General features: G+C 69.7%; 17 protein-coding genes. 8 read left to right on the top strand and 9 right to left on the bottom strand.

Features of this window, described 5'->3' with window-relative positions; all coding sequences use genetic code 11:
- Positions 1-8 precede the first annotated feature (8 nt).
- A complete protein-coding gene (locus N538_RS0101530; protein ID WP_155991912.1) occupies positions 9-1679 on the bottom strand; it encodes a hypothetical protein in 1671 nt (556 codons plus the stop codon).
- A 117-nt stretch (positions 1680-1796) separates the two neighbouring features.
- Here N538_RS0101530 and N538_RS0101525 point away from each other — a divergent pair, with 117 nt between their 5' ends.
- The 4 genes from N538_RS0101525 to N538_RS0101510 all read left to right on the top strand — a co-directional run bounded on the left by N538_RS0101525 (position 1797) and on the right by N538_RS0101510 (position 6181).
- On the top strand, positions 1797-2462 hold the full coding sequence (locus N538_RS0101525) for a response regulator transcription factor (RefSeq protein WP_028635825.1): 666 nt from the start codon (positions 1797-1799) through the stop codon (positions 2460-2462).
- 154 nt (positions 2463-2616) lie between these two features.
- Positions 2617-3870, top strand: coding sequence for a sensor histidine kinase (locus N538_RS23335; RefSeq protein WP_197025206.1), 1254 nt, complete (start codon positions 2617-2619; stop codon positions 3868-3870).
- Positions 3871-4078: 208 nt separating this feature from the next.
- On the top strand, positions 4079-4816 hold the full coding sequence (locus tag N538_RS27065) for a hypothetical protein (protein WP_051548576.1): 738 nt from the start codon (positions 4079-4081) through the stop codon (positions 4814-4816).
- Between the two features lie 102 nt (positions 4817-4918).
- On the top strand, positions 4919-6181 hold the full coding sequence (locus N538_RS0101510; RefSeq protein ID WP_028635824.1) for a COG4705 family protein: 1263 nt from the start codon (positions 4919-4921) through the stop codon (positions 6179-6181).
- 193 nt (positions 6182-6374) lie between these two features.
- On the opposite strand, the gene N538_RS23325 is transcribed toward N538_RS0101510, so the two are convergent.
- Both N538_RS23325 and N538_RS0101500 read right to left on the bottom strand, forming a co-directional pair.
- The gene (locus N538_RS23325) at positions 6375-7550 is read right to left on the bottom strand and encodes a glycosyltransferase family 4 protein (protein WP_231496107.1); all 1176 of its coding nucleotides are present in this window, start codon (positions 7548-7550) and stop codon (positions 6375-6377) included.
- A complete protein-coding gene (locus tag N538_RS0101500) occupies positions 7550-8734 on the bottom strand; it encodes a lysylphosphatidylglycerol synthase transmembrane domain-containing protein (RefSeq protein ID WP_197025205.1) in 1185 nt (394 codons plus the stop codon). The genes N538_RS23325 and N538_RS0101500 overlap by 1 nt, the downstream gene beginning before the upstream one ends.
- 175 nt (positions 8735-8909) lie before the next feature.
- On the opposite strand from N538_RS0101500, the gene N538_RS23320 reads away from it, so the two are divergent.
- Both N538_RS23320 and N538_RS29640 read left to right on the top strand, forming a co-directional pair.
- The gene (locus N538_RS23320; RefSeq protein ID WP_051548572.1) at positions 8910-9806 is read left to right on the top strand and encodes a PIG-L deacetylase family protein; all 897 of its coding nucleotides are present in this window, start codon (positions 8910-8912) and stop codon (positions 9804-9806) included.
- A 409-nt stretch (positions 9807-10215) separates the two neighbouring features.
- Positions 10216-10746, top strand: a complete 531-nt coding sequence (locus N538_RS29640) for a DUF2399 domain-containing protein (RefSeq protein WP_442937132.1) — start codon at positions 10216-10218, stop codon at positions 10744-10746.
- A 58-nt stretch (positions 10747-10804) separates the two neighbouring features.
- Here the strand turns inward: N538_RS29640 and N538_RS0101490 are convergent, their stop codons facing one another.
- Both N538_RS0101490 and N538_RS0101485 read right to left on the bottom strand, forming a co-directional pair.
- Entirely contained in the window at positions 10805-12031 is a 1227-nt protein-coding gene (locus N538_RS0101490) for a class I SAM-dependent RNA methyltransferase (protein WP_028635822.1), read from the bottom strand.
- Positions 12028-14070 carry an APC family permease gene (locus N538_RS0101485; protein WP_028635821.1) on the bottom strand — a complete coding sequence of 681 codons (2043 nt, stop codon included), beginning with the start codon at positions 14068-14070 and terminating at the stop codon, positions 12028-12030. Before N538_RS0101485 ends, N538_RS0101490 begins: the two co-directional genes overlap by 4 nt.
- Positions 14071-14150: 80 nt before the next feature.
- Here N538_RS0101485 and N538_RS0101480 point away from each other — a divergent pair, with 80 nt between their 5' ends.
- Positions 14151-14813: a potassium channel family protein gene (locus N538_RS0101480; protein ID WP_028635820.1), complete on the top strand. Its 663-nt coding sequence runs from the start codon at positions 14151-14153 to the stop codon at positions 14811-14813.
- A gap of 19 nt (positions 14814-14832) precedes the next feature.
- Positions 14833-15504 (top strand): potassium channel family protein, encoded by a 672-nt coding sequence (locus N538_RS0101475; protein ID WP_028635819.1) that lies wholly within the window; start codon positions 14833-14835, stop codon positions 15502-15504.
- Between the two features lie 3 nt (positions 15505-15507).
- Here N538_RS0101475 and N538_RS0101470 read toward each other — a convergent pair whose 3' ends face one another.
- The 4 genes from N538_RS0101470 to dut are packed head-to-tail and all read right to left on the bottom strand — an operon-like array spanning position 15508 to position 17699.
- Positions 15508-16206, bottom strand: a complete 699-nt coding sequence (locus tag N538_RS0101470; protein ID WP_028635818.1) for a DUF3159 domain-containing protein — start codon at positions 16204-16206, stop codon at positions 15508-15510.
- Positions 16203-16574: an OB-fold nucleic acid binding domain-containing protein gene (locus N538_RS0101465; protein ID WP_028635817.1), complete on the bottom strand. Its 372-nt coding sequence runs from the start codon at positions 16572-16574 to the stop codon at positions 16203-16205. Before N538_RS0101465 ends, N538_RS0101470 begins: the two co-directional genes overlap by 4 nt.
- Positions 16575-16584: 10 nt before the next feature.
- A complete protein-coding gene (locus N538_RS0101460) occupies positions 16585-17217 on the bottom strand; it encodes a DUF3710 domain-containing protein (protein WP_028635816.1) in 633 nt (210 codons plus the stop codon).
- Positions 17214-17699, bottom strand: a complete 486-nt coding sequence (dut, locus tag N538_RS23315) for a dUTP diphosphatase (RefSeq protein ID WP_051548570.1) — start codon at positions 17697-17699, stop codon at positions 17214-17216. The genes N538_RS0101460 and dut overlap by 4 nt, the downstream gene beginning before the upstream one ends.

Below are 17699 nucleotides of genomic sequence, written 5' to 3'. Positions count from 1 at the left end.
CGGCTTCCTCACTTCGCGGGGCCGGCGCCCACGGTCCCGTCCCCAGTGTTGCCCGACGGGAAAACCGTGCGTTCGAACACGTGCCAGTCGCCGGCCGCGGTGACCTCCCGGTAGCGGTTGTCGAAGACGACCTGTGCGTGGGTGGCATCGATCCCCCACGTGGCGAGCGAGCCACCGGAGACGACCACCCATCGCGGAGCATCCGGGCTGGTCAGGAGTCGGGTTAAGTCGGCGAGTTGCGGGTCCCGGACCCGGGCCGTCAGGCTCCACAGGTGCTCGTAGGGACTCTGCAGACCTGCGGCGAGGACGATGTTCGGGTGGCCCAGCTCGACCACCATGGTGTCGCCGGGGCGGGACTCGGCCCGGATGTAGGTGGCGACCCTCGTGTCCGACGACATCTGCAACGGGTGTTGGACCGCGAACACGAGGGCGAGTGCGGCGCAGGCAGCCGCGTAGCCCGCCGCGAGGCGTAGCCACCGTCCGCCGTCGGACGCGGCGGTCAGGAGCACGACGCCCGGGACGACCGCGATCAGGTAGTGCTGCCAGTAGCTGCCGCCGAGCAGGGCCCCGGCGATCTCCCACACCAAGGTCGCGATGGCGGCCGACAGCAACAGCGGCTCGCGCAACGGCCGCCGGAGGGTGAGCAGTGCGGCTGCGAGCACCATCGGTATCCCGGCGACGAGACCGGCCAGCATCATCGTGTGGAAGCGGTCCGCGTTGGTACTTGCCGCGGAGTTGCTGATGACGGAGGCCGCCTGGGCGCGGAAGGTCACGAGTGCGTCCCACAGGGCGAGCGGTTTGGTGCCGCGCAGGTCGGCGAGTACCAGCACAAGCACGGCCGCGCTGGCAGCTCCGGCGGTGAACGCGACTGCGCGCACCACGGCATCCCACCAGCGGCGCCGAAGTGCCAGACCGGCGAGGAGAATGACTGCGACGACGATGCCGTCGATCATGTTCTGTTTGACAAGGACCGCGGCAGCGGTGAGCACTCCAGCGAAGAACGGCACGGCATGGCGGTCGACGTCGGTGTTGGCTCTCACCGAGCGCAGCAGAAGCACGAAGGCGCCCAGTACGAACGGGACCGCGAGGAGTTCACCGTCGATCTCCATGCCGTCGAACAGCGGCGTTGACAGCAGTGCCGCGCACACCACGGCTCCGGTCGTCCCGGCGAGCCGGGCCGAGAGCGCGACCGCGAGGACGACCGCAACCAGACCGATGATGCGCAGGCCGGTGGCGCTGCCGAGGTGGTTCGCCAGGCCGTAGATCGCGATCAGGAGCGGGGGGCGGTCCACGAAGTAGGCCCCGTAGAGCGAGTTGCCCGGCGACCATTGGGATGCGACGAGCATGTACCCGCCCTCGTCCGGGGTGAGCGGCCGGGTGATGAACGGGAGCCGCACCAAGGCTGCGGCGACTGCGATGACCGCCGGCCAGACCAGGCGGGGGCCGGCGGCGGCACGGTTGGGTGCGTCCCGAGCCTGTTCGCGCGGTGTCATGCCCAGTGCTCCGCGAGCGTACCGAACCGGGTGGATCGACGCGGCGGCGGCGAGTGCCACTCCTGTCACGCTACCTCCAGCGAGGACGGTGTCTGCCCGCCGAAGGTTGTGCGGGTGGCGAATCCGGCGGGTACCTGCGCCGAGGTGGGCGCGTGGAGCACCAAGCGGTGCCGGCGGCGGCAGCATGAGTTCACGCTCTGCCGGAGCACCTGCAGGCAACCTGAACGGCCGGCGGCGGGGCGACAGTCAGGTACGTTTCAGGTTTGGCTGCGCATTCTCTGAGTCAGGAGAGAGGCGGCGGCGATGGCTCGAATCGGACTGTGTGAGGACGACCCGTCGATCCGGCGGATCGTTCTGGGCGCACTCCGCCATGCGGATCATGTCGGCATCGCCGCACACGACGGACGGGAAGCCGTTCGCTTGTTCGCCGAGGACGATGCGCTGGACGTCCTCATCCTCGACATCGGACTTCCCGACGCCGACGGCCGTGACGTGTGCATGGCATTGCGCTCAGCCGGGCAGACCGCGCCTGTGCTCTTCCTGACCGCGCTCGGCGCGGTGCACGACCGTCTTGCCGGCTTCAGCGCCGGCGCCGACGACTACCTTCCCAAACCGTTTGACCTCAAGGAGTTGATTGCGCGGGTGGAGGCGCTGACGAAGCGCGGAAGGATCGTTGTCGCTGAATCGCCCGGTGACCTCGTGCTTGACCCGGCCCGGCACTCGCTGGTGTGCAAGGACAAGGAGGTGCTGCTGACGCCGACGGAGTTCCGCATGCTCGCAGCGGTCACCTCGAGGCCTGGCGAGGTGGTGCGGCGTCGCGCCGTGGTCGCCGCAGCCTGGCCGGACGGTGCGATGGTCAGTGAGAACACCATCGACACCTACGTGCGACGGCTACGGGTGAAGTTGGCGGACGTCGAGTCCCCGGTTCGTCTGCAGACCGTCCGCGGCGTAGGGCTGACGCTCAGGTGATCTTTGCCGGTGGTGGATCCGACAGGTCGGGATTCCGACCCGGCGGCGCGCCGCGACTTGAAGGGCGATCGTCATGAGGATGGTGTCGAAGACGCTGCTGAGGCTGACGCCCACCTCGTTCCGCGGGCGGATCGTCACGTCGACCGTGGCACTCATGGCCGTCGTGATGGTCTGCGTCGGCATCGGGGTCCAATTGCTACTCGGCTATGTTGCGCACCGCGACATCGACCGAGTACTGGCCGAGCGCGCCGACGCGGTCATCGGTGTGGTGGATGCTCAGTCCCGCGCCAGCACGCCCCTCGAGGTCCCTCCTGACGCCGTCGAGCCAGGCGTTCGCGTCTACGACCAAGGCGGCCAGCTGGTCGCCGGCACCATCGAGACCGAGGCGCGAGACGAGGCGGACGATCTGGCGAATGTGACCGTTCCCACCACGGCCGCCGCGAACGAGGAGCTCCGACTCCTCGCAGTGCCGTTCACCACTCCAGACGGCCAACGGGGCGTGGTCGTCGTCAGCCAGGAAGCCTCGCCGTACGAGCGTGCAGAGATGTACGCGTTTGCCGCAACGATCGGTATCGGCCTGCTGGCGATCGCACTCGCGGTCATCATCGCGCGACGGGTCACCTCTCAGGCCCTCGCACCCGTTACCCAGATGGCCGCACGTGCCGCCGATTGGAGCGAGCACGACCTCAACCACCGCTTCGACCTCGGCCCAACCGACGACGAGCTCTGCCAGCTCGGGGAGACACTTGATCATCTCCTCGATCGTGTTGCCATGGCGATCCGCTCCGAGCAGCGACTCACCTCTGAGCTCGCACACGAGCTCCGAACGCCGCTGACCGCGATCCAGGGCTCGGCAGACCTCGCGCTGATGCGCGGGGTCTCCGACGACGACGTCCGGGCCGACCTGGTGGAGATCTCGAAGGCCGCTCGCGTCATGGCAGAGGTGATCACCACGCTCGTGGACGTCGCCAGGGACCCGGCCGCCGCTGGCGCCTCTGCCACCTGCCGCGTCGGCGATGTCGTCGGTGCGATGCGCCAATCGGTTCCAGTACACCTCGACCTGGTCGAGGACGTCAGCGACTCCTCCGCGCGGATCGCAGGACCGCGCCCCATCGTCCTACGCGCGGTCGCACCGGTGCTGGACAACGCCATCAGCCACGCCAGGTCCACAGTCACGGTCCGCGCGGTCGATCTGCCCCATCGCGTCGCCATCAGCATCAGCGACGACGGTCCCGGCATCGACGACCGGATTCGCGAAAGGATCTTCGAGGTTGGCGCGTCCGGGACAGGCGGCACCGGCCTCGGGCTCGGGATCGCGCAACGAGTAGCACGCTCGCTCGGCGGGGACGTGCTCGCCGCGACGACCACGACCGGCGCGATGTTCACCATCAGGCTTCCGCGAGCATGAGTTGCTTCCGCCAGGTGCGCCGGATCCAAGCCGTCCCCTCTGCGGCTCCCCGGCCTCCTGGTCACGTGCGGGCCGTCTCTGGACGGAGACTGGCCGCCGGCTGATGGCGGCCGATCGGAGGCGGCCTGCGCGCTTCAGCAAGGGTTCAGCGGCCGAGATGAAGACTCGAGGTCGACAGTGAGACAGGTCCCGAGGCAAGGAGCACACGATGAGGAGCAGAGTCGCAATCTCGGCGGTGGCCGTGCTGGCCGCCGGAGCGGCGGGAACGGCGCCGACAGTCGCCACCTCCGCCGACGCAGCGCACAGCACCCAGGCTGTCCGAGCGCTCGACCCCGGAGACTTCCAGCACCCTGCGGCGAACATCTACTTCCCGCTCCGCCCGGGCACCGTCTTCCGCTATCGGGGCAGTGACGAGCGCCAGCACTTCACCGAGAGACTCGCAGTCACCCATCGAAAGAAGACGATCCAAGGCGTCCGCACCCGCGTGATCTCCGACGTGCTTCGGCGCTCCGATGGCACCCTCGCGGAGAAGACGTCGGACTGGTACGCCGCGGACGACCAAGGCAACGTCTGGTACTTCGGCGAACGGACTGCGACGTACAACCGGCACGGCGACGTACAAAGCCGTGACGGCTCCTGGGAGGCCGGAGTCGGGGACGCCGTGGCCGGGATGATCATGCCCCACCACCCGCAGCCGACGGACGCCTACCGCCAGGAGTTCCAACGCGGGGTCGCCGAGGACCAGGCCTGGATCGTGGAGCGGGGCTTCTCGGCGAAGGTCGCCTACGGCACAGTGCGCCACGTGGTCCGGTCACTGGAATGGAGTCGGCTCGAGAGGGCCGTGGTCTCGGTGAAGCTCTACGGTCCGCACCTCGGGATCATCCGGGAGGGCGACATGGCTGGCGGCCACGAGAGGTTCCAACTCGTCTCGGTTCACCGACCCTGACCCGGGCAGAACCCGCTCGCTCTCGGCCCCCGGCCTCCACCGACGCACTGACTCTGCGACGCATTCAGGTTGCTAGCAGGCAAGGCACGAAACCGTGATCTCATGACCCAGCAAGCAGTCCCCGCTCGCATCGGGGCCCGGCAGATGCTCAACAAGGTCCCCGAAGTCACCATCTGGTTCTGGGTGATCAAGATCTTGTGCACGACCGTCGGCGAGAGCTTCGCCGACTGGATCAACATGACCCTAGGTGTCGGGCTGGTGGACACAGCGATCCTGTTCACCGTGATCTTCGCCGCGGTGCTGACTGTCCAGATGACGCTTCGGCAGTACGTGCCGATCGCCTACTGGCTCACCGTCGTAGTCGTGAGCGTGACGGGGACCTTGTACACCGACATCCTGACCGACCAGCTTGGCGTGCCCCTCTGGATCAGCACCACAGTCTTCTCGGTTCTCCTGGCTGCCGTATTCGGGATCTGGTACGCCCGCGAGCGAACACTGTCCATCCACACGATTGTCACCGTGCCACGCGAGTCGTTCTACTGGCTGGCGGTTCTGGTCACCTTCGCGCTTGGTACCGCGGCCGGTGATTGGACCTTGGAGCTGACCGGCTGGGGCCCCGGTAAGTCGGTGCTCCTGCCGCTGGCCCTGATCGGAATCGTCACCGTGGTCTGGCGGCTCGGCGCCAACGAGGTTCTCACCTTCTGGCTCGCCTACATCCTGACCAGGCCGCTGGGCGCCAACATCGGCGACTGGCTGGCGACGCCGAGCAGTGAGAAGGGTTTGGGCCTCGGGACGTTCGTGACAAGCATCATCTTCTTGGGTGCGATCTTGGCGACGGTCATCTACCTGTCGATCTCCAGGGCGGACGTGATCGAGAGCGAGGAGGCGCGCCCCACGGGCAGGTATGCGCGACCCGGGCGCGAACGGCCGCTGCTCGGCGTACTGGTCGCGGTCGCGTTTTCGACCATCGGACTCCTCGCGTGGGCCAACCAGCAGCCGCATGCGAGTGCTCTCGAGGCGGAGGGACCCGCGCCCAGCTGTTCGGGTGCCACGCTCAACCAGCAGCAGGCGACCCAGCACGTGGCGTCCAAGTTCCCGGCCTCCTCCGTGGACAACTACCGCACGATCGCGAAGGACACTCTCCAACTCGTCAACTCCGGCGACCAGTCTGGAGCTGCAAGCCGCGTCACGGATCTGGAAACTGCGTGGGACGACGACCAGGACTCGTTGCAGCCGAAGGACTGCCAGGCCTGGACCTACGTGGACAAGCAGATCGACCCCGTCCTCTCGGCGGTGCGCGCCGCGAATCCCGACAAGGCCGAGGAGCAGCAGGCCCTCAACGCTCTGTTGACCACGCTCGGGTAGACCGCTGGCCGCGGTCAGCCGACCTGACGGCGGGGCAGGCTTCTCGGCATCGGGGACGAGACCGAAACCAACCCCCGACCGGACAGGGCGTCGGCACGGCGGTCGGATCGGGCATCTCGGCGGTCCCTACGCGGCCGGACCACGCGCGCCACTGACGACGAAAGGGGCGGCGGCGGGCGCATCCGCGACGATCCTAGGCTGCGATCGTCCGGGCGACCGGTCCCTGGCTCGCCGATGCAACCAAGACTGCCTTGTCGTACAGCACTCGTGTCCGGGCGCTCGCGGCTGGCCAATCGTGCATCACCGGCGTGTGGAGATTGTGCGCACGGATCGCCTCGCGGAGAGCGTTGTCGGTGACCATGCGCGCAATAGCCTGGACCATGGTGCGGTCGTCGACGGCGAGGAGCCCTTCGTGACCGTCGTGGACGAACTCTCGGATCCCGGACTTGGCGGAGGCCACCACGGGAAGGCCCGAAGCGCGTGCCTCGAGGGCCGCGAGCCCGAAGGACTCCAGCTCAGCCGGAGCCACGAACACGTCTGAGCGTGCAAGCTGATCGCACACCGCGCTGTGGTCGAGCCGACCTGGCAGGTCCACCCAGTCGGACATGCCGTGGCGCTTCAAGAAGCGACGGAAGGGCGGCCGCTGTGGCCCGTCACCGATGACGACGGCACGTACTGCGGTCTGCTCCGGGAGTTCGCGTCGCACGTGCAGGAGCATGCGCGCGAGGGGCATCGCCCGCTTGGTTCTCGTGAATCGCATGACGCTCACCACGGTCGGCGCAGGATCCCGTTCGCCTGGGCGAGGCAACGCATCGGTGCTCGACGGCGACCGCCACACGGCAGGGTCGACCGCATTGGGCAGCACCGCGACCTCGATCTCCGGACCGAGCATCTCGCGCAGCGGCCGCGCCGCGGCGTCGCTCACAGCCGACCACTGAACAGGCCAGCGTCGCAGCTGCAAGAGCGTCTGAGCGACGCCCGGGAGTGGCCAGAGCCGGCTCCACATGGAGTGCACGGTGACCAGAGTGGGGAGACCTGATGCGCTCGCGCGTCGCGCTGCCAGCGTCGCGAAGGGCGAGAACACCGACACGTGGATGTGGACGACGTCAGGCGCCCACGACACCAGCACATCGTGCAGGTCCGAGTCGGCTGACAGGACCGACCTGCTCGGATCCGTTGCCGGTCGTCCAGGTTTGCGACCAACCCGGACGACCCATGACGGGTCGGAGATAGCCAGACTCGCACCGGTCAGGGTCACCACACGAGCGTCGATGCCCTCGGCGCGCTGGTGGGCGGCGAGGTTGCTGACGTGCACCTCGATACCTCCCAGTCGGGGCAGGTAGCAGTCGGTGACGTGCAGTACCCGCATCACGCCGTCACTCCAGGGCATTCGGCGTCGCCCGAGTTGCCGTGCCTGGTCGCGCCACGGGTCGCCGGTTGGGTAGGCGACTGATGTCGGGACGGAGTCCGCCGCTGCACCCACAGCCAGCCGACGAGAACGATGCCGCCGACCGGGATCTCCAGGCCGAAGCTGAGCGCGCGGTAGAGCAGAACTCCCAACGCGACACCTACCGGCGCACCTGGGAAGGTCAGCAACGTGCTCGCCAGACCGACCTCGACGATCCCGGCACCTCCGGGGGTGAGCCCGGCGAGCGTCAGCAGCCGTTCGACGGTGAACCCGGCGAGTACCGCACCGATGCTCAGCCCCGCCCCAGCGGCGGTCAGACATCCGAGCAGCAACGCGAACAGGAGCGCGGTGTAGAGCAGCATCCCGATGCTCAGGCGCCGCCAGCTCGTCCGGACGATCTGGCTCGTGTCGGCTTGCAGAGCGACGAGCGATTCCCGGCACGTCCCGGGCGGGAGCCAACGAGCGAGTACCCGGTCCGCGACACCTCCGGCACGAGCTGCTGCTGTGGGCGAGGAGAGGGTGACCAGGCCGAGACCGGTGAGTGTGGCAAGCGCCAGCGCAGCGCCGACGACCGCGTAGCTGACCGCGAGGTTGACGGCTGAGGTCTCCACCATGGGTGCAGGGAGGGTGAGCACGGGGAGGAGGAACTTGGCGAAGACGTCCCAGGCATTCGTGATGACCGTGTAGGTGCCGATCGCGGCGCCTGAGTGCCCCCACCGCTTGGCCATTCGGTAGTTCAGGGCCACTCCCGCGGCGCCGCCGAGGGGAAGGACGTTGGCGATTGCGCTTCCGGTGAGACTGAGGGTCAGGGCCCGGCGATGGGTCAACCCCGGCAGAGCGGCGGTCAGGGTGATGGTGTGGACCAGCAGACCCGCCACCCAGATCAGCACCAGTGCGACCAACCAATCGGGGTGGATGTCGCGGGCCGCCGGCACGAGGTCCCCCCAGGTCGAACCTGCGAGGATGGGAAGGGCGCGCCAGATCAGGGCGCCCGCTGCTGCCACACAAGCGACGAACCGGAGCCGACCCGCGAGCCGGCGACGACGCCCCGACGCGATCGGCCCGACGCACCGGGTGCCGGCTCCTGCGGGACTCGTCTCAGGTCGCGACGGCGGCGTTCGGCCGTCGGTCACGAGCGCGGTCACGAGGAGAGCGTCGCGGTTGCTACCTGCATCCCACCTGAACGATGCCAGCTGCGGCTCGGGCCGAGTAGCTGGGGATCCTGTCAGGTGCAGTTCAGGTGGCGGGGACGAGACTTCCATCATGACCGGTTCAGCTCGCCAGCCTCCTGGCCCAACCGTACGACGGGGCCGACGACGGATGCCCGGCAACCGGTTCACGGTCGTCTCGTTCCACGCCCACCCCGACGACGAGGCACTGCTGACATCGGGCACCTTGGCGCGGGCCGCTGCCGAAGGGCACCGCGTCGTCGTCGTCGTCGCAACGGCGGGCGAAGCCGGACTCGCCCGAGCGGACTGGGCTGCTGACGGGCTCGGCAGCCGGCGGGAGGCGGAGCTGCTGCAGTCGGCTCGCGCTATCGGCGCTGCTCGGGTCGAGGTCCTCGGTTATCCCGACTCCGGCTTCGGCGTCGCCGGCCCGACGGGAGCCCGCCCGGGTTGCACGGTCCCGTTCAGCAAGATGGACGTCGAGACACTCGCCATCGACCTCGCCGCACTCCTGACCCAGGAGGCCGCCGACGTCTTGACCGTGTACGACGAGAACGGTGGCTATGGACACCCCGACCATGTGCAGGTGCACCGCGTCGGGATTCGCGCTGCCGAGCTGGCGCAGACACCGGTCGTCCTTGAGGCGACCATCGATCGGAACTCGCTCGGCCACGCCGTTCGCGCGCTTCGGCGAATCGCCAGACTCGTGCCTCTGCCGGATCTGCCGGATGTTTCGCGCGGATACTGTGCACGAGCTGACATCACGCACCGGGTCGACGTGGGTCGGGAGGTGCGCGTCAAGATCGCCGCACTCCGGGCGCACGCCAGCCAGTCGACCGATGCGGCGGGCACCGATGTCAGGACGATCGCGCTGCTTCTTCGGCTTCCTTCGCCGCTCCGCCGACGCGCGCTGCGATACGAATGGTTCACCGAACGCGGCCGTAGCCCGACAGGGGTCATGATCGACGACATCTTCGACTCCCTGAGGACAGGCAGCACGGTCACCGACGAGGACGACACTGACCCAGCCGGGCCCCGCGCGGACACGTGACGCAATCTGTTCAGGCTGCAGGTAAGCGACTTCGGCGATCCTGAGCGATGTCGGGGCTCTCACCGGTCGGGCTGGGACGGCGGGTCGACAACGTCGGGACGCCCATGGCTGGCCTCTCCCGACTGAACGGTCCTCCCGTGTCGAAGCACTCGTCAGCGTCGTACTTCTGGATCGACGACCCGGACGTGACGGACTTCGCCAACGCCCGCTGCGTGACGGTGGTGACCGGTAGCTCCAGCCAGGCCGCGCTGGACGGGGTCAGATCGGCAGGTCGGGGTCCAGGTGTCCCGTGGCGGTTCCGATTGACACGAGGTTGGCGATCGGCTCGGCGGAGAGCGTTTCGGAGCGCCATCTCGACGGCGAGGTGGATCAGATCAGGCTGAGAGGCCGACGTCGGCTCACCAGCAGAATGCGACGTCGCACATCAGCAAAGGGCTGTCGGTCCCCGCTCATTCGATACCACGGCGACTTCGACTGGCCAGGCGTCGCGATCGCTGGCCGCATGCTCGCGGCGGGCGCCGCCCATCGCGCTCCCGGACTGGGCTGCGGCGCTGCTACGCCGACGCAAGGTTGCCCAGCCACCCAACGCCCTCGACGCAGTGTTCATCACCCGCAACGGCCCCTGGCACTTCCCCACCGACGTCCAGGGCCGGCTGTGGCATATCCGCCAGCTCGCCGACTATGCAGACCTCGCCGCCCTCCAGGATGTGTCACCCCACCCGTTCCGCCGAACGGTGGCAACCGAGATCGACGAGGTCTACGACGCCGCGGCCGCCATGAACCAGCTCGGCCACACATCCAAGGCGGTCACCGAGCGGCACTCCATCGATCGACGGCTCGTCGTGCCCGACTACCGGGCCGCCACCGACCGACTTGCTCCTCAGGCCGTCCCAACAGGGCGAGTGAGGCGTCACAAACCGAGCCCGAGAACTCAAAGTGAGCCCACAGTGAGCCTCAAGGCCCGTTCTCGGGACTCACGCCCGAGAGCCCAGATCACATCAGCGCAGGTCAGAGCCGATTTTCGTCAGCAATGCGACGCACTCGACATGGTGCGTCATCGGGAACAGGTCCAGCGCCCGCAGTGAGCGCAGCTCGTAGCCGAACTTCTGGAAGGTCGCGACGTCACGAGCCAGGGCGGCCGGGTCGCAGGCGACGTAGGCGACCGCCCGGGGCCGCCGCTCCACGATCTGCTCGACGACCAGCGCCCGGGCGCCCTCGCGCGGCGGGTCGAGGACGACGAGGTCGGCGCTGCCGAACGCCGGTGGCAGCGGCGACGCGAGCACCCGGTCCACGGCACCGCACTCGACGACCACCCCGGGTAGGCCGGCCAGGTTGGCCTGCGCGTGCCGCGAGGCGCCGCGGTCGGCCTCGACCGCCAGCACCTGACCGGTGGGACCGACCGCGTCGGCGAGGAACCGGGCGAACAGGCCGACGCCGGAGTACAGGTCGAGCGCGACCTCGCCGCGCCGCGGCTCGAGCAGGCCCAGGACCGTCTCGACGAGCACACGGGGAGCGCCGGGGTGGACCTGCCAGAAGCCGTCGGCCTCGACCGCGAACACGTGCTCGCCGTACGGCGGTGCGACGACCCGCTCCCCCACGACGGTCGAGAGCGCGGCGGCGTGCCGGTCGAGCGTCGTGCCCGCGCGGCTGATCGAGCGCGCGTCCGTCCGGGTGATCAGGCAGTCGTCGACGGGCAGGACCTCGTTGGACCGGTACTTCTTCAGGCCGCGCCGGCCCCGCGGCCCGACGGCCCACTGGATCCGGGTCCGCCACCGCAGCCCGTGCTCGTCAACGGGCACCGCCTCGACCTCGGTGTGCACCTCGGTCGCGGCCAGCCGACCGAGTTGCTCGCGCACCACCGACGCCTTGAGCTGGCGCTGCCGGGGTAGCGCGACGTGCTGGAAGTCGCAGCCGCCGCACCTGCCCGGGCCGGCGTACGGGCAGGGCGGCTCGACCCGGTCGGCGGAGGCCTCGAGCACCTCGACGGCGTCGCCCCGCCAGAACCGGTCGCCCTCGGTGCCCTCGGTGATCTCGACGACCACGCGCTCGCCGGGGATCGCGTGCCGCACGAACACGACGCGAGGCCGGTCGGAGGGGCCGTCGGCCGTCCCGTCGAGCCGGACGATGCAGTGGCCGCCGTGGGCGACCGCGCCGACCACTGCCTCGAACCGCTCGCCGACCCGGGACTCGCCCCGGGCCTGGCGCTGCCGCGGCCGGCGGTTCATCGCTGGATCTGACGGTCCGTGCCGCCGCTCTCGCGGACGTCGCCGGTCCGGTAGGCCGTCGGCCGGGTCCAGACGCCGAGCCGCTCCTCGCGCTCGCGGGCGATCTCGGACGACCGGAGCTGGTAGGGCACCGACGTCACCATCACTCCGGGGGCGAACAGCAGCCGGCCCTTGAGGCGCAGCGCCGTCTGGTTGTGCAGCAGCTGCTCCCACCAGCGGCCGACGACGTACTCCGGGATGTAGACCGCCACCACACCGCGCGGGTTGGCCGCCTTGATCTCCATCGCGTAGTCGACGATCGGCCGGACCAGCTCCCGGTACGGCGAGTGCAGCACCTTCAGCGGTACGCCGAGGTTGCGCTCGTCCCACTCCTCCATCAGCCGCTGGGTGGACTCCGGATCCGTCGAGACGTAGACGCCCTCGAGGACGTTCGGCCGGGTCGCCTTCGCGAACGCGAGCGCGCGAAGCGTCGGCTTGTGCAGCTTGCCGACCAGCACGATCGCGTGCACCCGGGTCGGGAGGATCTTGTCGTCCTCGTCGGCGGCGAGCTCGGCGTTCACGTTGTCGTAGTGCCGCCGGATGCTGCGCATGATGACGTAGAAGACGATCATCGCCAGGATCGTGATCCAGGCGCCGGCGAAGAACTTGGTGATCAGCACGACCACCAGCACGACCGCGGTGAAGCTCAGGCCGACGGTGTTGATCGCCCGCGACTGCATCATTCGCCGGCGTGCGGCGGGGTCCGACTCGGTCTTCAGGTGCCGCGTCCAGTGCCGGATCATCCCCAGCTGGCTGAGGTTGAAGGACACGAAGACGCCGACGATGTAGAGCTGGATCAGCCGGGTGGGCTCCGCGTCGAAGATCTGGATCAGGACGATCGCCATCACCGCGAGGAACAGGATGCCGTTGCTGTAGGCGAGCCGGTCCCCGCGGGAGCCGAGGGCGCGCGGCGCGTAGCCGTCCTTCGCCAGGATCGACCCGAGCACGGGGAAGCCGTTGAACGCCGTGTTGGCCGCGAGCACCAGGATGATCCCGGTGACCGTGATGACCACGTAGAACGCGGCCCGGAAGTCGTGGAAGATCGCGTCCGCCATCTGCGCGATGAGCGGGTGCTGGTCGGCCGTCACGGGCTGCCCGTTGAGGCTCAGGCGGCTCAGGTCGCCCGGGTCGACGATCTGCACGCCCATCTGCTTGGCCAGCACGATGATGCTGAGCATCATGGTGATCGCGATCAGGCCGAGCAGCAGCAGGGTGGTCGCGGCGTTCCTGCTCTTCGGCCGCCGGAACGCCGGCACGCCGTTGGAGATCGCCTCGACACCGGTCAGCGCCGCGCAGCCCGACGAGAACGCGCGCGCCAGCAGGAAGATCAGGGCCGCGGTGGTCATCGAGTCGCCGTAGCCGCTCGCCGGCTCGAGGTCGTACTGGGCGCTCGCGGCCATCGGCAGGTCACCGAAGACGAGCTCGAAGAACCCGTAGGCGCACATGCCCAGGACCGCGACCATGAAGGCGTACGTCGGGATCGCGAAGAACGTCCCGGACTCGCGGATGCCGCGCAGGTTGAGCGCCGCGAGCACGATCACCAGCAGGGTCGCGAACCACGCCTCGTGGCCGTTGAGCGGATGGATCGCGCCGGCGGCGTACTGCGCGCCCGACGAGATCGACACGGCCACGGTCAGCACGTAGTCGACGAGGAGCGCGCTGGCGACCGTCGTACCGGCCCTGGACCCCAGGTTCACGGTGGCGACCTCGTAGTCGCCGCCCCCGCTCGGGTAGGCGTGCACGGTCTGGCGGTACGACGCCACGACCGCCGCCATCACGCAGGCGACCGCGATGCCGATCTTCCAGGACCAGATGAACGCCGACGCGCCGGCCAGGGACAGCATGATGAAGATCTCGTCCGGGGCGTAGGCGACCGAGGAGAGCGCGTCGCTCGCGAAGACGGGGAGCGCGATCCGCTTGGGCAGCAGCGTCTCCCCGAGCTGGGAGCTGCGGAGCTTGCGACCCAGCAGGATCCGCTTCGACACATCACCGACGCTCACGACCGGAAAGGCTAGACCCCGTGGGTGAGCCCCGGGGCATCCGCGCCGGGATCGGCGCCCGCCTGTTGTAGCGTTCGACCGTGCACGTCGTGATCATGGGCTGCGGGCGCGTCGGCTCGACGCTGGCGCGCAGCCTCGAGGACCGCAACCACACGGTGTCGGTCATCGACAGCGAGCCGGACGCGTTCCGGCGGCTCGGGCCCGGCTTCAACGGGGACAAGGTCACCGGCTACGGCTTCGACCAGGAGGTCCTGGAGAAGGCCGGCATCCGGCGCGCCGACGCGTTCGCCGCGGTCTCCAGCGGTGACAACTCGAACATCATCGCGGCGCGGGTCGCCCGGGAGACCTTCGGGATCCAGCAGGTCGTCGCGCGCATCTACGACCCCGGCCGCGCCGAGGTCTACCAGCGCCTCGGCATCACCACGGTCGCGACGGTCAAGTGGACCGCCGACCAGGTGCTGCGCCGGCTGCTGCCGGCCGGTGCCGAGCCTGACTACCGGGACCCGTCGGGCACCGTCCGGCTCGACCAGGTGCCGGTCACCGAGGCGTGGATCGGCCACCGGACCGTCGACTTCCAGATGCAGTCCAAGAGCCGGATCGCCTGGATCGACCGCCTCGGCGAGGGCATGCTGCCCACCCGGGAGAGCGTGATCCAGGAGGGCGACCTGCTGCACCTGGTGATGCGCGAGGAGAACGCCGCGCACGCCTACCGGACGATCGACGCCGGCCCCGACGAGAGCTGACGAGAGCTAGGAGACCGACATGCGCGTCGCCATCGCCGGGGCAGGGGCCGTCGGCCGCTCGATCGCCCGGGAGCTGATCCAGAACGGCCACGACGTCCTGCTCATCGACAAGAACCCCTCCTCGATCAAGCCGGAGCGGGTGCCGGACGCCGAGTGGCTGCTCGCCGACTCCTGCGAGCTCTCCTCGCTGGAGGAGGCCCGCCTGGACCGCTGCGACGTGGTGATCGCGGCCACCGGTGACGACAAGGCCAACCTGGTCACCTCGCTGCTCGCCAAGACCGAGTTCGGCGTGCCGCGCACGGTCGGCCGCGTCAACCACCCCAACAACGAGTGGCTGTTCACCGAGGCCTGGGGCGTCGACGTGAACGTCTCGACGCCGCGGATCATGTCCGCCCTGGTCGAGGAGGCCGTCACCGTCGGTGACCTGGTGCGGCTGTTCACGTTCCGCCAGGGCAACGCCAACCTGGTCGAGATGACGCTGCCCGCGGACTCGCCGTACGTCGGGAAGCCGGCGGGCCTGATCCCGTTCCCGGAGAACTGCGCGCTGGTCACGATCCTGCGCGACGGCCAGGTCTACGTGCCCGACGCCGAGCAGCCGATCGAGGCCGGCGACGAGCTGCTGTTCGTGGTGCCGAGCGACATCGAGGAGAACCTCGAGCGGCTGCTCGCCCCCTCCGCCCACGGCGGTTGACGCTCAGGCGGCGGTGACCGGGGTCCTGTTGCGGCTGAGGATCCACGCCATCGCGCCGAGCGCGGCGAGCTGGAGCGGCCAGCCCATCGCGATCTTGAGGACACCGAGCAGCGCGACCGCGCGGTCCGGGTCCATGGCGGCCGAGTGGCCGGCGACCCAGATCGGCGTCTGCACGACCACGCGGAGCAGGCAGGGTACGGCGAGCAGCCAGGTGAGCCGGGTGCACAGCCGGACGACCTGGCGGTCGCCGTGCCAGGCGGTCGGGTCGCCGGTGACGCTGCCGACCATGAACCCGATCAGCGGCCAGCCGACCAGGCAGGTGAGCGAGAGCACCACGGTGTAGCCGGCGTTGTAGATGATGCCCGGCAGGAAGTACGCGAGCGCCTGGTCGTCGGCGCTGCCGCCCTGGCGCGCGGAGATCGTGACGAACACCCAGCCGATGCCGATGCCGAACAGCGCGTTGAGGCAGAACTGCACCGTCGAGCGCTGCACCAGCCGCACCACCAGCAGCGTCACGGCGATGGCGATGCTGGCGACCAGCGCGTAGCGCAGCTCCTTGGTGGTGAGCCAGACGACCGTGAAGACGAGAGTCGGGACGGCAGCCTCGACCATGCCGCGCCGGCCACCGAGCGCTCGCGAGATCTGGGCCCGCACGACGGCCTCGACGGTGTCGAGCGTGGCTGGGGCGTGCGGCTCGCTCACGGCATCAGCTCGTAGCGCGGGTTGTACATGATCCGCTGGGAGTCGTGCCGGCCGATCCGGCCCTGGATCTCGATCGAGCGCCCGGGGTTGACCCCGGAGATCCGCCGGCGGCCCAGCCAGATGACGGTGATGGTGCCGGTGCCGTCGTACAGCTCCGCCTCCAGGGCGGGTACGCCGCCACGCGGGCGCAGCGTCACCGTCCGCAGGGTCCCGCGCAGGCGCACCCGCTCGCGGTCCGGCGCGTCGCCGATGCGGTCGTGACCGTGGCCGTGGTCCGCGCCGTACTCCTTGCGCATGTCCCGGGCGTGCTGGTCGTCGGTGCTGGCCCACCGGCTGATCGTGCGCCGCAGCCGGCTCTTCTCCGACATGCCGGGCCGCCTAGGAGCCGTCGCGCGGCAGCGAGAGCGGCAGCTCGGCGCCGGGCGGCATCGGGGCGGTGCCGCGGCGCACGACGACCCGCGCGAGGGCCTCCTCCCAGAGCTCGGCGTCGTCGACCTCGACCGCCGGACGGCCGAGCAGCGTCGCACGCAGCATCCAGCGGGGGCCGTTGATGCCGATCACCCGGGACGGCTGGGTGCCGGTGCCGCCGTCGGGCGTGGTGACGGTGACGCGGCAGAGCAGCTCGGTGCCGAACCGGCCCTCGCGCTCGTCGGCGGTGCCGCCACGCTGGGCGAAGTCGGCCGCGATCTTGGGCCGCACCTCGCTCCAGAGGTCGCCGTTGCGGGGTGCGGCGAACGCCCGGAGCTCCATCGCGCCGTCCTGGGCCACCAGCAGCACCCCCTGCACGGCCTCGGTGGCCTCGTCGACCTGGATCCGGACCTCGCTGCCCTCGGTCGGGGCGATGAGCACGCATCCGAGGTCCATCCGGAGCACGTCGTCGTCGGGGGCGTCGTCGGCGTCGTACGGCCCGGTCGCGCGGAGTGTCGAGAGGTCGACGCCCTCGGCAGGATCCTGCTCCACCTCGGGCCCCGGATCCTGCTCGGCCTCGGTGGACTTGCGGCGGAACTTCACGACTGCTTCTCCTCGATCGGGACGGGCGGGGCGCCGAAGCCCCCGGTAGAACCGTAGCCCCCGGCGCCCCGGACGGAGTCGGGCAGTTCGCCGACCTCGGTGAACCGGGCCCGCTCGACGCGCTGGATCACCAGCTGCGCGATCCGGTCCCCCCGGCGCAGGTGGATCGGCTCCAGCGGATCGTGGTTGATCAGCATCACCTTGATCTCGCCGCGGTAGCCCGCGTCCACGGTGCCGGGACTGTTCACGATGGACAGCCCGTGCCGGGCGGCCAGGCCGGAGCGCGGGTGCACGAGCGCGACGTACCCGTCGGGCAGGGCCAGGGCGATGCCCGTCGGCACCAGGCCACGCTCCCCCGGCGCCAGGCTGACGTCGATGGTCGTGAGGAGGTCGGCGCCGGCGTCGCCGGGATGGGCGTACGCCGGCAGCGGCAGGTCGGGGTCGAGGCGGCTCACCAGCACCTCGAGATGCGCGTCGGACAC

Source organism: Nocardioides sp. URHA0032 (assembly GCF_000620645.1).
Taxonomy (GTDB): domain Bacteria; phylum Actinomycetota; class Actinomycetes; order Propionibacteriales; family Nocardioidaceae; genus Nocardioides.
The sequence above is the reverse complement of the archived record's forward strand: the minus strand, read 5'-3'. Positions and strand labels throughout refer to the sequence as shown.